Source organism: Aporhodopirellula aestuarii (assembly GCF_023701485.1).
Classification (GTDB): domain Bacteria; phylum Planctomycetota; class Planctomycetia; order Pirellulales; family Pirellulaceae; genus Rhodopirellula; species Rhodopirellula aestuarii.
In genome coordinates this window covers 1-14,140 of record NZ_JAMQBK010000080.1, presented here as the reverse complement: position 1 = coordinate 14,140, position 14,140 = coordinate 1, and the positions used below count along the sequence as shown (strand labels likewise).

The 14,140-nt window shown below is 53.6% G+C and carries 15 protein-coding genes; 4 read left to right on the top strand and 11 right to left on the bottom strand.

Translation table 11 applies throughout. The annotated features are described in order from the left end of the window. Nucleotides 1–38 precede the first annotated feature (38 nt). Nucleotides 39–587, bottom strand: a complete 549-nt coding sequence (locus tag NB063_RS26425; RefSeq protein ID WP_250932057.1) for a carboxymuconolactone decarboxylase family protein — start codon at nucleotides 585–587, stop codon at nucleotides 39–41. A 1,148-nt stretch (nucleotides 588–1,735) separates the two neighbouring features. Next, on the bottom strand, nucleotides 1,736–1,909 hold the full coding sequence (locus NB063_RS26420; protein WP_250932056.1) for a hypothetical protein: 174 nt from the start codon (nucleotides 1,907–1,909) through the stop codon (nucleotides 1,736–1,738). Nucleotides 1,910–2,488: 579 nt separating this feature from the next. Between NB063_RS26420 and NB063_RS26415 the strand changes: the two genes are divergently transcribed. Then, complete coding sequence (locus tag NB063_RS26415; RefSeq protein WP_250932055.1) at nucleotides 2,489–3,520, top strand: DUF1559 family PulG-like putative transporter; 1,032 nt, start codon at nucleotides 2,489–2,491, stop codon at nucleotides 3,518–3,520. Nucleotides 3,521–3,866: 346 nt separating this feature from the next. Beyond that, nucleotides 3,867–4,331 carry a hypothetical protein gene (locus NB063_RS26410; RefSeq protein WP_250932054.1) on the top strand — a complete coding sequence of 155 codons (465 nt, stop codon included), beginning with the start codon at nucleotides 3,867–3,869 and terminating at the stop codon, nucleotides 4,329–4,331. Nucleotides 4,332–4,502: 171 nt separating this feature from the next. Here NB063_RS26410 and NB063_RS26405 read toward each other — a convergent pair whose 3' ends face one another. Together NB063_RS26405 and NB063_RS26400 are read right to left on the bottom strand one after the other, a co-directional pair. Further along, the gene (locus NB063_RS26405) at nucleotides 4,503–5,102 is read right to left on the bottom strand and encodes an SOUL family heme-binding protein (protein WP_407652730.1); all 600 of its coding nucleotides are present in this window, start codon (nucleotides 5,100–5,102) and stop codon (nucleotides 4,503–4,505) included. A gap of 202 nt (nucleotides 5,103–5,304) precedes the next feature. Continuing rightward, nucleotides 5,305–7,479: a hypothetical protein gene (locus tag NB063_RS26400; protein ID WP_250932052.1), complete on the bottom strand. Its 2,175-nt coding sequence runs from the start codon at nucleotides 7,477–7,479 to the stop codon at nucleotides 5,305–5,307. A gap of 301 nt (nucleotides 7,480–7,780) precedes the next feature. Here NB063_RS26400 and NB063_RS26395 point away from each other — a divergent pair, with 301 nt between their 5' ends. Beyond that, nucleotides 7,781–8,941: a XylR family transcriptional regulator gene (locus tag NB063_RS26395; RefSeq protein ID WP_250932051.1), complete on the top strand. Its 1,161-nt coding sequence runs from the start codon at nucleotides 7,781–7,783 to the stop codon at nucleotides 8,939–8,941. Nucleotides 8,942–9,061: 120 nt separating this feature from the next. Here the strand turns inward: NB063_RS26395 and NB063_RS26390 are convergent, their stop codons facing one another. From NB063_RS26390 to NB063_RS26365, 7 genes are all read right to left on the bottom strand, one after another. Further along, nucleotides 9,062–9,499 (bottom strand): VOC family protein, encoded by a 438-nt coding sequence (locus NB063_RS26390; RefSeq protein ID WP_250932050.1) that lies wholly within the window; start codon nucleotides 9,497–9,499, stop codon nucleotides 9,062–9,064. A 198-nt stretch (nucleotides 9,500–9,697) separates the two neighbouring features. Continuing rightward, nucleotides 9,698–10,045 carry a hypothetical protein gene (locus NB063_RS26385; protein WP_250932049.1) on the bottom strand — a complete coding sequence of 116 codons (348 nt, stop codon included), beginning with the start codon at nucleotides 10,043–10,045 and terminating at the stop codon, nucleotides 9,698–9,700. Beyond that, entirely contained in the window at nucleotides 10,042–10,281 is a 240-nt protein-coding gene (locus NB063_RS26380) for a hypothetical protein (RefSeq protein WP_250932048.1), read from the bottom strand. Before NB063_RS26380 ends, NB063_RS26385 begins: the two co-directional genes overlap by 4 nt. A 538-nt stretch (nucleotides 10,282–10,819) precedes the next feature. Next, a complete protein-coding gene (locus NB063_RS32345; protein WP_261367611.1) occupies nucleotides 10,820–10,951 on the bottom strand; it encodes a hypothetical protein in 132 nt (43 codons plus the stop codon). A 12-nt stretch (nucleotides 10,952–10,963) separates the two neighbouring features. Continuing rightward, nucleotides 10,964–12,301 carry an integron integrase gene (locus tag NB063_RS26375; RefSeq protein ID WP_250932047.1) on the bottom strand — a complete coding sequence of 446 codons (1,338 nt, stop codon included), beginning with the start codon at nucleotides 12,299–12,301 and terminating at the stop codon, nucleotides 10,964–10,966. A gap of 166 nt (nucleotides 12,302–12,467) precedes the next feature. Further along, the gene (locus NB063_RS26370; protein ID WP_250932046.1) at nucleotides 12,468–12,731 is read right to left on the bottom strand and encodes a hypothetical protein; all 264 of its coding nucleotides are present in this window, start codon (nucleotides 12,729–12,731) and stop codon (nucleotides 12,468–12,470) included. 102 nt (nucleotides 12,732–12,833) lie between these two features. Further along, nucleotides 12,834–13,646 (bottom strand): DNA-methyltransferase, encoded by an 813-nt coding sequence (locus NB063_RS26365; RefSeq protein WP_250932045.1) that lies wholly within the window; start codon nucleotides 13,644–13,646, stop codon nucleotides 12,834–12,836. 62 nt (nucleotides 13,647–13,708) lie between these two features. On the opposite strand from NB063_RS26365, the gene NB063_RS26360 reads away from it, so the two are divergent. Continuing rightward, entirely contained in the window at nucleotides 13,709–14,125 is a 417-nt protein-coding gene (locus NB063_RS26360; RefSeq protein ID WP_250932044.1) for a hypothetical protein, read from the top strand. Nucleotides 14,126–14,140: the final 15 nt, after the last annotated feature.

Sequence of the window (14,140 nt, the reverse complement as noted above, 5' to 3'; positions counted from 1 at the left end):
ATGCGAAAATCAACACGCTGCTAGGCGTGCGTCGAAAGCTATTTTGCTTTGAACATCTCATCAGTATCGAGCAACGTCGCGTCGGCAATGGTGATTGAGTATATCGCCATGGCCGCCGTCGCGATCACTTCGAGGATTTGCTCACTGTCTAAGTTTTGGCGACGGAGCCGGGCAAAGTCCTCTTGGTTCAGATTGTGGGGACCGTCAGCACACTTAATCGCAAATTGAATGATTTCACGAATGGGGTTTGGAAGCTCCTCGGTGAGTCCTTTCATCACCGCCCAGATAATGTTGTTTTCCACGCCCAGCATTTGACAACACGCCGTGTGTGCGTCTCGGCAATAACCGCATTCACGATCCACCGCAATTGCCACGAAGATAAGTTCCTTCGTGGATCGAGGCAGCTTCCCCCTCAGCAGAATGTTTTTGGCAAGTTCCCACGTGCCCGTCACCATTCCAGGCGACGTTCCCTGAATCCGAATGAAATTCGGCACTTCAGGAAACCCCATTCCGACTTGGAAGTCACGGAAGGTTTGGCGGACCTCTGGCGGGGCATCGGCCTCTTCGATCAATGGAAAGCGTTGCATCTTGAATACCCTACCGTGTCGAGCAACTTGAATGGGATCGCATGAAGTAGATGTGTTGGGGGAGCGATTCCATATCATAGATCCTAACCGGAAATGGAGGTGCGGTGGCCCGTCCAGGGCGACCGGATCGTCAAAACTTCGGCTTGTCCCGGAAAACGCAGGATCCCAGGAATGATTGGGGGAATTCGCTCTAGCGGTTAAGGCATTGGTGCCGGTCGAACCGTTGGAACGGTGGCTTGCGGTCTGGTGATGCCATTAGCTGGACAGCATCACTTTTTACGTAGCTCGGTCTCTCGAAGCCTCGGTTGAACTACTGCGAGGTTTCAGAATTAGCGGAACGGCGCACTAAATCACCCGGCGTCTTCCGAGACCGAGAATTCCCGTGGTTACTCGCTTCCGGAGCCTCGGAAAGACTCAGCTACGTGAGCGGCGAAAACTCCAATACGTTTGCCAACAACTGGCACTGTCGAGTGAGAGCTTTTTTAAAATCGATATGGGGTGCAGGGCCGGTTCCTACCTGCCAAATTGAGGGCCTTTGGTTGGAAGTGAACCTACGTCGTTTACAAAAATGCTTTCGACTTTGGTGAAGTCTTCTGAATGATCAAAATGATCCCCGACATCTCACAATCCAACTTCTATTACCCATCCGATCCGATTGACATCGAGTGTGGTTGGGATACATGGGCATGCATCGGGGACCTGTCGAGATGCGGTATGTCCCTCAGGATATCGCGACGTTTCGACTCTCTTGTCATCGATGATCGCCCTTGCCTGTGAGCATCGCACTGAAACGCGCGTGACGATCAATGCGATACCGAAACATTTTGTTTTTCGACGGTGGGTCCTCGGATTCAATGTTGAAACGTTTTATCCGTTCAAGAGTTTGGAGGCGGTGCAGATCCCCGCACCGATTTTCCGCGGCTGAACTGTCGATCGCAATTCATCACTCTCCTCGCTACATGCGTTACAGCGAGTTACGCGTTGCAATCAAACTCGCCGTTGGTGTTGCGATCTCTCGTGGGTATCAAACGGTTGGCATTGAATTTGGGCAGGGTTGATCGTGAATGCAGGCTTTGGCTGATGCCGCGTGTACAAATGGTGACAAAGATGCTTGTAAAGCATCTGCGTCACATGATCGATCCACGTGACTAGCTGTACTGTGTTTGATCGTGTCGCATCACATTGGCAGGATTGCGTGCTTGCGAAGAACGTTTGTTCAGTTTCGCGGAGTAAAGCAGCCCCGCAACACCTCGTTGACAGTGCAAGCGAATGGTTAACAGTGATGGAATGCCGTCGTAGTGAAAATGTGTGTATGCGTTCACGAGTTCACATCTTGTACAGCATCTTGAATTCAGAAGTTGCAATGCGGTGTGTGTCCCTGTATTGCGAATAGGGGGGCAGGCGTGTTTGTGAGGTCTAGGGATTTCGCCGGACGGATAGCGGTCCATTCTATTTGACGTTCTCAGATTCGGTGTCGACCGCATGCGAATTGAGCAAGTCCGCGTTAAAAATGAGCAGGCGGGGCTGACAGACTTAGCATCTCGCGTGAGCAGATAGCGTTGTGCGCAAAATGCAGGATTTGTAACCAGATATAGACTAGCCCTTCGGTTGCGACGTTTGGACGCGATGCCAATCGCTAGCGACACGTTAAGGCACGTTGGTTACCGCAGAAACATGGGATGCGAACCGGGTGACTGAGGTTCTGATTGTTTGATGGGCAGGAGTGGTCCACGCGTTGCTTTCGGTCGTTCCTCGATGACGCAACCGTTCTTGAATCATCTCATCAAGCTCACCGCTACATGACATCAGAGTCATGCAGCGTTTTGAGAACGTGCGTTGTTGATCCGTTTGGATAACTCCCACCCTCATCCCTCCGTTTGCCCCCCTCATAAGGAATTGCTGTGAGCACAAACAGGAACGTTAAGTTTGCCCCCCGCCTTGGTTTTACACTCGTCGAATTGCTCGTCGTTATCGCCATCATCGGAGTTCTGGTAGGGCTGCTCTTGCCCGCCGTGCAGTCCGCACGCGAAGCCGCTCGTCGGATGTCGTGTAGCAACAATATGCGTCAATTGGCGCTCGGCCTCCATAACTACGAAAGCAGTTTCAAGCAGTTCCCTGCTTCGGCAGACAACGACAATTTCGTCGGTGTGGGCCGGACTTGGCTGCGCAGCGTTATGCCTTTCGTTGAGCAGCCTGACCTCGATTCCGATAAGTTGGAAATCTACGGTCCAACCTTCGATGCCGATGCCATTTTAACTGAGGTCAACCTCATGAATTGCCCCAGTGATCCGCTGTCGCAAACTCCGGTGAACGTTGGATTCGGTAGTTCCGTGATCGCGAGGAGTGCCGGGACAAATTATTTCGGCAACGGCGGCCATTACGGCCGGTCATCTAATCAATATCACGGAACGAGTGCAGCCGGATTCAATGGCTTTCCGTCAGTGTTTAAGTACACGGCCGACGGGATGTTCCATAGCCAAGGTTCCGCGTTCGGACCCGTTCGATTTGCCTCGATCTTGGACGGAACCAGTAACACGCTGTTGATCGGAGAACGAGGCTTGTTCCCCGCAAAATCCGGCGTTGTGCAATCTGGTGGCTGGTTGACGACCTTCACAGGTGTCCCGTTCGGTGTGGGGCATTCCGTTTTGTGCTACGACTCGCCTGACGAGCAAGGCGACGGCTTCGTTCCTTACTACGGATTCCCAGTCAACTCCGACGGATTGGGCGGGCCACTCGATGATGACGATGCGACGGGTGGCCTCGGAAACCGACCCGATAACGACGAACACTTTTTCTTTAGCTATCACCCAGGCGGATCTCATTTCGTCATGGCTGATGGCTCGATCGACTTCGTTACCTACTCGGTCGCTCAGGACGTGTTGACAGCGATGTTGACGAAGGCGGGGCACGAAGTCAACAAACGAGAGAAGTAAACCAGAAACCATGTAGCTGAAACGTCAGTTCACAGAGTTTCAACCGGATGTTTATCCAAGCCTACGGGTTTGGATTCTGGAACCGCGCGATGACGTTTTCGATCCGTTTGCTCACCGAGTCCATTCGAAACACACGACTCTGAAGTTGGGCGGGCGGTTCGATGTCATCGTACGTTCTGAATGCGTGCGTGTATGGGAGATAGTCCCGAGAGGATGTTCCACCTACACATCGATTCGCACTTTCTTTCGGCAGCGTCTTGTTCAACAAGATCACTCGCTCGATGAGAGTTAGCCGGTGGCATACTCGTCACCACATTTTCCAATTTCTCCACCCGTTTTCCCATTCATGCAAATGCCTTCAAAACCGTCACTTGCCATCAGTTTGCGTTCGATTTCCCTATTGTGTTTCTTGTGTACTTTCGTCGCATGCGGTCCATCCGGAATCACGTTGTCCGGAACCGTTGCGGTTGACGGGACGCCAGTTGAGAAAGGAAAGATCAGTTTGGTGCCCAAACCCGGTGTTGACTCACCAACCGCGATGGCACCTATTATTGCCGGTCAATTCACGGTCCCACCCACCTCAAATTTGCGAACGGGCCAGTTCGATGTCCGAGTGAGTATCACCAACGATCATCCCAAGCCGGCTGAGCTGACCTTCGTCGGATCAGGCGACAAGGGTGCGGTGGGAGCAGCGATGGCAAAAGCAATGAAAGATGCACCGCCACCTGAAGAAAATTTCACGACAGAACTCGTCGTGGAAGGATCACACGATGATCTCCAAGTGAGCTTTAGCCGTAACGCAGCAGGCTGATTCGGTCATGCAAAAATTTGCAAACGTTTCATGAAGGCTCCGATGAGATCGATGTCGATCCCGGAGCCCTCGTGTATTGTGAGAACGTTGCGTCACATATGAAGGCGTGGGTTGACTCGTGCTTTCGAAGGAGAGTTCGCTTCGCTTAATGCGTTTGATCGGAAGGACGGTTCATTTCAATCGAATTAGGATTTCGTTACGACGTAGCGGGCCGGGCGTGAAGGGCGGATCATAGGCGGCGGATTCGATGTTACTGGAACCGGGCGAATCGGGAGCTGCGGTGAGGCCTTTTGTTTTCATCCACTCACGCAGCTTCGTTTCTGACTCCTTGGCAAGTTTTTCATCGAGTCGGCCGGAGAATCGATAGACGGCGAAGCGTCCTCCCGCTCGTTTCCGGATCGCCACGCCTTCGCCGGTTGGTGTCGGAACGCCCTCAACGGCGACTTCCTTCGGCATGACAAATCCCATTCGGGATTCCGCGTCCGTTTGGTCTTTCTCCATGAATACCGGAGTCGTCATGGAAATCTTTTGTTCTGAATCGTTCGCGCCAGAGATGTAGCGAAAGAGCTTCATGAAGCTTCCGTCGCGACCTTGAGCGTCGAGTTTTGCGGTCGTCGCCGCCAGTATGAGGTCCGGGTACTCGCGGATTTCAAAGTCGCCGTCGGATTCGATGACTTTGTATTCGGCGGACTCGTAGGCCGCCCGAGCGGTGAGATTCCACGTTAACGTACCCACCAACAGCAACCCGGCAACAACCGAGAAATAGACCATCCGTTTGCGCATCATCCGATCACCTGACGAAAATTGTTGGCGATGATTCGTAATTAAATCGTACAGTTAGACCGTAGCCGGCCGGCAAGAGGCCAAATCGCAGGCGGTCAGCCGTAAGCACAACTCAAGGCAGCAAAATCGTGGCAATCAGTGCCACGAACGGCGGACCGAAAGGCCCCGCTAAATCCATGTTCATGCTGCTTCAATCATCTTTCCCAACAATGTCGATTGCACCGTCAAAAGCTGGCCCACCACCGGCAACGTACCCGTTGCTGGCACCCGATGCATTTGGAGAAACCCAAAAAGAATACAATCGCCCATTGTTCAGATGAAATCGGAAACGGACCGGCGTGCCAGTCAAACTGGACAGATCGTTGACACCTTTCCAAGTCACTTCGGACAAGGTGCTGTCGACCGTTAACGCACTGCACCGCGCTGCGGAGAATTTTTCAAGTGGACGACTGTTTTCATCGAGCACTTCGACGCGAAGGCTTCCATCGGGGCAGTCGACATTGACAAACAACCGCTTCCCTCTAAACCGAACCGGCTTGGTGGTCAATGTGCCGCCGTTGGTTCCAGCATCCATGCTGGCGAACCCGTCACGCCGCAGTTTGGCAATCCCCGTCGAAGCATTGGCATACATACCGTTTGCCGAGATATCGAGTCTCTTCCGGGCTGGATCACCAGCAAATCCGGTGTAATGAAACCACAACTCGTCTCCAACGACCAAACAGACAGCAGCGTTCGAATGCAAATACCCACGGTCCCACGTGCCTTCCTTCCGACTGGCCGCGATAAACGGCGTGCGATCTTCTGGCCGTTGCCAATGAAATCCATCACGACTGAACCCGAGATGGATCTCCGTCAGTTTGGGGACTCCTTCTTCCTCACAATCCGAATTGGAAGGCCCCTGGTAAATTGCAAACGCACCCAACATCAGTGATTCATAAGCAACCGCATCGAGGTTGTATAACTCAGGCGAGATTGGCTTTTTTACGCGATCAGGAAACGCATAGAACCCATGGGAATCAGGTAGATCAAGGTTGTCCGCTCGCGTCCATTGCACTTGGTTGGCAACCGAGGCACCACTCAGAAGGTCGTCATGCTCACTGTAGTTGCGTGTTCGGCCACGCCATGAGGAACGGATGCTGTAAACCCACTTTTTCCTAAACGGGTTGAAGAAGATGGTGCTTCGGTCGCCCATCGGACCTGTCGACACAGGCTCGCTCCAGTGGATGCCATCGGAAGATGTAAACAACTCTCCCGCTTGCGGTCGTCCCCAGACAAGCATCTTGAATCGTGGTTCTTGTTGAGTGGCAAACGGATCTAGAATCAAGGCCGCGGAGTCACGACGCCCGCGACGTGGGATCACACGATTGGTCCCTGGTTCGACATCTAGCTCAGGCCGACTCCACGAGATTCCGTCGCGGCTAACCGCGTAGGCAGTCCCGTCAAACCAGCCAGCACAATACCACATCTTATAAATTTGATCGGTTGGGTCATACCAAACACCGCCACTAAACGGAGCCGCCATGGGAGCGTGTCCACTCTGTTTCCCCAATTCAAGATCGGTGTCAGGCTCCATCACGGGATTGCCGTCATACTTACGTGCTTTGTGCCAAGTTCGCTGCAAGGTGGTACTGTCGATCAAGAAATCATCGACAAACAATTGCCGACCCATGTCGATTGGCAACTCACCGGGTGGGTAATCCAGGTAGGGAACCGGCAACGGGCCGTCGCCCTGTTGCGCCATATTTCTCGGCGGCCACAGCCGAGGAAGTTGGATGCCGTTGTGGAGCAGTTCCCCATCATTCTCAGACCATGGCCGTGGCTTCCATTGAGTAATTTCGATTCCGCGTGGAGCTAATAGCACTGCCCATTTGGCGACCACCAACTGGTCTCCGACGGCTAACGACTTCCGAAACACCTTCACCTTGTCGATTGCGTTCGTTCCAAACAGTTGGAACTCACTCCCCGCAACTTCCGTAAATCCCTGCTCTACCAGGTAGTCTTCTTGGGTTGCTGCCATTTTGCGATTGGCGGCGGGAGTGAGTGCGTAAACAACTCCGGGATGCTGACATACAACATGATATCCATTGATCACAGTTCGGATGAATGCCATCCCAATCAAGGCGTCGGGAACAGCCGGACACGTGTAAGTTCGATCTGTGAAAATCTTAACGCCAGGACGAAACGAATCGGTTTCAACCGTTGACGAAAACGCCAAAACGGGCGGTTGTTCCAACCGAGCGTCATTCCCAAGTAGAACAGTCTGAGTTGCAAGTAGGAAGCAACTCATCCCCGCTAAGAAATTCATCGCCCTGCGGACCATAGAAACACCAGTTTGCCAGTCGAGTTCTGCTGCAATAAGAGTCATTGTCTAAGCGATGATAGCAGCTGACACCCCTGACACAAGTGACAGGAATAAATAAACAGTTGCAGAATTTCGCCATCGAGCTTTTGGGTTCCCAATGCGGTGCCGGTAAATCAAATGGGCTAAAGTACGCCGGGATAAAACCAGTCTTCGATAGACGAAGTCGGTGCTGTTGTTGTCATCCCATCCTTCATCTTGGGGCCACTCGGCAATCCAACCACCGTTATTTCCCAGCAGAACTGGCTGGATGCTATCGATCGGCTAGAGTGTCTTCTTAGACCTTGATAGCGAGAGACAATTCAAGATGAAAAAGATTGCGCAAATTGCGGTGTTGGTGGAAACGTCGCGAGGCCACGGCCGGCAAATCATTGAAGGTGTTGCTCGGTACGCCGCCGAACATGGAGCTTGGTCTTTGCGGCTAGAGCCACGCAACATCGACGATACGCCACCCAGTTGGCTGAAAACGTGGGCCGGTGAGGGAATCATTGTGCGTTGTGATTCGACTCGCATGGCGAAAGCCGTTATCGCAACGGGGTTGCCGACGATCGATGTGCGTGGTGGTGCTCCGAAAGCAAGTCTTCCTTTAGTCGGCGTGGACAATGAACGCATCATCGACGCGGCGATCACACACTTTCAAGAACGTGGTTTTCGTTACTTTGGCTGGTGCGACTTGTTCGGTGACAAATACAGTTGGATGAGCGTGCGGCGTAATCGTTTTCTCAATCGGATCAGTGAGGCGGGCATGTCGTGCAGCCTATTTCCCTTCCCAAAAAAAGCATCGCAAAACACCGGTTGGAGTCAACGAGAGATGACGGAGCTTACCAGTTGGCTTACCGCGTTACCTCGTCCAGTCGCCATCCTCGCTTGTGACGACGAACACGCGCACTTTGTTCTCGATGCCGCTCGGCGTCTCGGCCTCAGAATTCCTGAGGAAGCTGCTGTATTGGGCATCGATAATGACGATTTGTACTGCCGGGTCTCGTCGCCTCCGCTCAGCAGCGTGGATGTCAACGCCGTGGCTGTTGGATACCAAGCCGCAGAGGCACTTGAGCAATTAATGCGAGGAAAGACCGTTCCCGCTCGCACGCTAATCGCGCCTCGCGGGATCGTAACGCGACAGTCGACTGATGTGACTGCCGTAGAAGATTCCGATGCCGCCACCGCACTTCGATACATTCGAGATAACGCACGCAAAGCGATCACAGCGGAGGACGTCGCCAATTACCTTGCGGTGTCACGTAGCACACTCGACCGGTCGCTCCGTGCTACGGTTGGACGCTCAGCGACCGTAGCGATCATGCAGGCCCGACTCGCGATTGTGAAAGCGGACTTAACGGAGACGGATTTGACCCTTTCGCAAATCGCGGATCGATGCAACTTCCGATCGGTACAGCACCTCGCCAACCTCTTCCGCGAACGAGTTGGAATGACTGCTGGCAACTATCGCAAAGAAATGCGGCATTGAGCCGGGAGAAAAGGTTTTTCGGTGAACTTAGTGGTTGGTATGTGCGCAGAATCAACCTTCGTGGTTCCCGTAGTCGATGAAGCGATCAGTCCCTTGTGATTCGACGTCTCACCAGCTACGTCATTTTGCAAGCCATGACGCATTGTTAAAGAACGCTCTGTTCTCGTCACTGTGTGGTTCGGCGATGTGCAACAGCCAGCCGCCTGGATCCCAGACGTACAAGATCCGCCAACCCCATTCTGCGACGGTTGGTGCGGCTATCTTGACCCCGGGGAACTTTTGGTCGAGTTCCATCGGTCGGAGGTAATCGTACCAGCTATCCACGCTTTCGACCCACAGTTGCATCATGCCCGCGGTGGATCGATCAAGACCATGATGAAGCGTGACCAGAAACATGTGTCCGATGCCAGTATCGAAACAGCAAGCATTGCCGCCGTCCCAGAGTTTCTCGAAGCCGATGTCCCCATAAAATTCCTTCGCAGCTTCGAAATCCTCCGGGCTGTAGCCCAAGAAAGGTTTGAAGTCTTTGATCGCCGGAAGTTGGATTCGATCACTCACCGATTTCTACCTCTGGTTGACTTCGCAATTTGACGGGGAAGTTCGCTGAACGGCGTCGTGCCTTGATGCGGTTGTGTGCGTTGAAGCCGAACGCGATTTCAACGGACATGGTTCATACGCTACACGAACAAACAAACCGGTGCACGGACTGGCCTACGCTAGCCGTCAGTGTAGTGGTGGTTGCGGGTTTCGTGTTGGTTAGTCTAGCCGTTCCCGCGACCGGAACTGCATGTCGACGAGCGACTCCTGCAGCTGATCGTCGTTGGATTGCCGGTTGCCGATCCACTTCTTATCCGTCTGCTCGTTGGGTGCGACCGAGGGGTGCCCCAGCGTGCTGTTTTCGAGCGCCCGGATCCGCTTGCGAAGGAACTCCGACGACTGAGCCTCCAACTTCGCACGCTCACGAGCGGCGAGGCGACGCTGGCCGTGGACCGGAGCGACCGTCATGATGACTCGATCGAGTGCCCGTCGAGAACGCTGTGCGAGCGTTTCCGGGGACTTCTTACGCGGATCGGGACCGCGGAGTACATCGGTCGCATCGATCATCGCTGCAACCTCGCACGGCGTCGTCCCGCGGCGAGGGTGCCGTACATCGGGTCGGCTTGGGCACGCAACTCAGCGATCCGCTGATCGATGACCGCAATGATTTTGGCCGGCTCGAAATTCTCGAGCTCCTTGAAACGCTGCCGGGTTCGCTTCGCAAACGTTCCCGTCGCCATCTCAACAATGAGGGCGTCTTTGTGGGACTCGAGATCGTCAATGCGTTCCTGGATCGTTGCCATGAATCCATCATGGCGACGCCCGATCACGACTCCAGAGCGACCGTCCTATGTATAGGACCGAGGTCCAAAAGTAGTTCGGCAACAGCCCGCTGCCTCCTCGGATAGCCATGCATCCGAGCGGACAATCCACTTTGCAAAACAACGATCTTACGATGACGATAATTTTGGAATCCGGAGTCGGAGATGAAACCCAGCACCGGCTAGTCGGTTCGAAATCACGCTTATCAGGTGGAGCAATCTCCCAACGCTGCCGATCAGCCGCGGTGGTAAACGACAGTTGAGATAGAGAGTCATGAAACGCCTAGACACACGGCGTCGCAAATAAACATGCGAACCTGGAAAACCGGCAAGCGGCTAAGAAAAAGATTGACCCTAGGGCTCGTCTACTCCACAATTAGCAACCTGGACTAAGTCAACTAGGACCATCTCTCGGTGCCACCGAGGGGACCGTAGGTTCATTCGCCCGGAGTGCCGCACCTTGACTCGGAGGCAGCCAGTTCGTTCACTCGCGAAATCCGTGAGTCGCAAGCGATCGCGGTTAAGCTAGCAATCCTCGACGTAGCGAAAGCGGCGTGACCAGTACTGATTGAGCCTTCTCATTCGATGCACCATCGACATGTCGAGCGTCGTCAAACATCGGGTTTAGTGCACAGAGGCGCAGACTGCTCATATGGCTCTCGTCCTATGCGAGGCGATCAATCGGGCTCAACAGCCCGCTTTCGAATCCGACCTCCACATGCACGTATTTCATCGTTGTTTCGATATCCTTGTGACCCATCAGCTTCTGGACCGTTGGCAAATCCGTTCCGTCCTCAACCAAATGAGTCGCAAAGCTATGCCGAAGAGAATGCGGCACCCCATTCTTGGTGATACCAGCTGCTTTTTGCGCTGCTTTGATCGCCTTCGCAAACTGTTCTTCACTGATATGATGCCGCCATACATTCCCACTCCGCTTATCATGTGACCGTTGCCGCGAAGGGAACACCCAACGCCACCCTACCTCTCGCCCGGCATTAGGGTATTTACGTGATAACGCAAACGGAAGATACACCTTGTCAAACCCCTCCTCCAAATCCTGCTGATGACGCTGCGTCGCCCAGGCGATCTGACGCTGCAAGTCGGCAACCGCTTGCTTGGGTAAGAACGTCATCCGATCCTTTTGTCCCTTGCCATCACGCACTAACAAACGCCCCTCATCAAACCAGACGTCCTTAATTCGCAATCGGCGGCATTCCTTGTGACGCAGGCCCGCCCCGTACATCAGCAAGAACATGATTCGGTGCACCCCGGTCAATTGCTCCAACAGTCGCCCTATCTCTTCGCGGCTGAACCACACAGGCATCGTCTCGGGACGTTTGACACGCACCGCGTTGAGAAAGCCGATTCGCTTTCCAAGAATGCATTCATAGAGAAACAACAATGACGATTGCGCCTGCGTCTGAGTGCTGGCAGCCACGTGATCGTCGACCGCCAACTTCGTCAAGAACGATTCGATGTCTCTCTCATTGAATAACGCCAGATCAATCGACCCGACGTGCCCCATGAATCGCTTCACCCACCGCACGTATGCCTTCTCCGTGGCCATCGAATAGTGAAGGACGCGCATGTCCCCCCGCATTGTCTGGATCAGCACCGGTTCTGCCGAATCCACCTTGCCACGAATTTGGGCAAGCTCTTGCTCAGTCGGCGGCAGGTGCAACTCTCGATTGCGTTCTTGCCTGCCCATCTGCGCGAGCTTCGCGATGATCTTTGACAAATCTGGTTCGGAGCGTCCTAGCACCAAGTCACGGTAACATTCGAGTGACCTTACCGCCTGCCAACGCTGCCACGCCGGGGCACCGGATTCCAACAAGCTGCGAGAAAATCGCAAAGCGGTATCGCGATTGACAGGCAGTTCGTCAGTGAGGCCTTTCGGGAACGTCATGGCGTATCGACGCAACCATTTTGGGAACCAATCCCGATCGCCTTCACCCAATCCTTCTACAGACGCCACGGTCATTTCAAACATAGAAAGTGTCATCAGAATGATCCTTCGTGCGGCCGCATTGCCTCGACTGATTAAAAAGAGTAGTATCACCTAACACGCTAGCGAGTTGGGTGATATTACTCAACTGCCCCCACTCACTTGGCCCGTATCACGGCATCTACCGAATACGACCCTACTGAGTAGGGTTGAATCTATTGTTCTACGGACAAGTGACGGCATCTTTCAGCCGCTTGTCGTTTCCGCGACTCATTCCAAATTCTGGATAGTCTCCGTAGATGTTTACTTTGTCCGCAGCGTCAACCTCCCAAGAAATATAATCCCAATCTTCCGCGCCACGCAGCACAACGATGATGCCTTGAGCATGCGCGTAAATTGTTGGCTTCCCGTCGATGTCGAGTTCCGCAATTTTTTCCAGCAAATAGAAATCAATCGGATTGCTGAACGTGATATTTAGTTGTTTCATCGGATTTGCCGTAGAACAATGCAATGCACCGAAGCGGCATTCGGCGCGTGAATTGAAGTTACGATCACCGATGCCGCTCGGTGATTGCTGACGTTATGGCGATCAGAACAGCACTCGTTGTGCTAACCGTCTCACCGCTGTTTCGCAATGCTCTAACTCTCGCTCGATGCCGATGCACCGGCGTCCACAATTTCGGGCCGCAACCAACGTGGTTCCGCTACCCATGTATGGGTCAACCGTGATTTCAGCAGGGTACGACTGGATCAGGTATTCATACAACGCCACCGGCTTCTCCGTTGGGTGATTTACGCCAGACGTTTTCTGCCCCTTTACCGAGATGATTGACCTCGGGTGCATGTCCGTCTTTACCTTCCCAATGTCTTTTCCCTTCCCAGCGAAGCCATACGTTCCGTGGCCGTTGTCACCTTGCGTTTTTCTGCTGACTTGGTGGCCCTTCCACTTCACCGGCTCAAACGTGTACTGTGTTTCCCGCGAAAACACGGCAATCAATTCGTGCGCCCGCATTGGTCGCCTTGCGGCGTTCAAAAAATCCGTGTTGTGGTTCACGCGATCCCATACCCAAATGTGCCGATACTGTTTCGGCAACGCCTCAACCAACGACGCCAACAGCCGCTCGCCTGTCGTGAACACTGCCAGCGGTGCCGATGCCACAACGTCTCTGACTGATTCGATACTGTCCCACTCCTGCTGTGTCACGCCATACGGCGGATCGGTCAACACCAAATCCGCTTCAATCATCGGCAACACGTCTCGACAATCGCCGTGATAAATCGTGATTCCATCTTGATCGTAATACGGCTCCGGCAACGCTGACGCCATAACAATGGGTTGATACGGAGCAACGGCATCTACCGTAGTTCCAGCGTCGTTCGTGTTGGTTGATTCGTTCGTCATTCAATCCTTTTCCTCGTTAGCCGTTGCCCGCATAACCCAAGCGTTCTCCGACTGAAAACATCATGCGACTCTACCGTCCAGTTGGCTTAGCTGAACTCGAACTGATCGCCGAATCCGGATGGGCCGCGTACCCTCCTCGTCTCGCACATCAACCGATCTTCTATCCCGTATTGAACTTCAAATACGCTTCAGCAATTGCAAACAATTGGAACACGAAGGATGACGCTTCCGGTCACTGCGGTTTTGTGACGGAATTCGATGTCGACGATGATTTCGTGACGCGATACGATATCCAGACGGTGGGGGACCGCGATGATGTCGAACTGTGGGTTCCGTCCGAAGAACTTGACGACTTTAACAACGCGATCGTTAGCCGGATCGTCGTTACTGCGTCTTACTACGGTGACGGCTTCGTCGGTACCGTCGACGGAACGACCGGCCTACCTTCCTCCGTTGCGTCATCCCATGCCGGCGGATAACCAGTAAGGCTTTGA

Bases quoted from the DNA above. Each gene is read 5' to 3' on its own strand.
- NB063_RS26425 (WP_250932057.1), bottom strand. From the start codon at position 587: ATGCAACGCTTTCCATTGATCGAAGAGGCCGATGCCCCGCCAGAGGTC.
- NB063_RS26410 (WP_250932054.1), top strand. From the start codon at position 3,867: ATGCAAATGCCTTCAAAACCGTCACTTGCCATCAGTTTGCGTTCGATT.
- NB063_RS26405 (WP_407652730.1), bottom strand. From the start codon at position 5,102: ATGGTCTATTTCTCGGTTGTTGCCGGGTTGCTGTTGGTGGGTACGTTA.
- NB063_RS26400 (WP_250932052.1), bottom strand. From the start codon at position 7,479: ATGACTCTTATTGCAGCAGAACTCGACTGGCAAACTGGTGTTTCTATG.
- NB063_RS26395 (WP_250932051.1), top strand. From the start codon at position 7,781: ATGAAAAAGATTGCGCAAATTGCGGTGTTGGTGGAAACGTCGCGAGGC.
- NB063_RS26385 (WP_250932049.1), bottom strand. From the start codon at position 10,045: ATGATCGATGCGACCGATGTACTCCGCGGTCCCGATCCGCGTAAGAAG.
- NB063_RS26380 (WP_250932048.1), bottom strand. From the start codon at position 10,281: ATGGCAACGATCCAGGAACGCATTGACGATCTCGAGTCCCACAAAGAC.
- NB063_RS32345 (WP_261367611.1), bottom strand. From the start codon at position 10,951: ATGAGCAGTCTGCGCCTCTGTGCACTAAACCCGATGTTTGACGACGCT.
- NB063_RS26375 (WP_250932047.1), bottom strand. From the start codon at position 12,301: ATGACACTTTCTATGTTTGAAATGACCGTGGCGTCTGTAGAAGGATTG.
- NB063_RS26370 (WP_250932046.1), bottom strand. From the start codon at position 12,731: ATGAAACAACTAAATATCACGTTCAGCAATCCGATTGATTTCTATTTG.
- NB063_RS26365 (WP_250932045.1), bottom strand. From the start codon at position 13,646: ATGACGAACGAATCAACCAACACGAACGACGCTGGAACTACGGTAGAT.
- NB063_RS26360 (WP_250932044.1), top strand. From the start codon at position 13,709: ATGCGACTCTACCGTCCAGTTGGCTTAGCTGAACTCGAACTGATCGCC.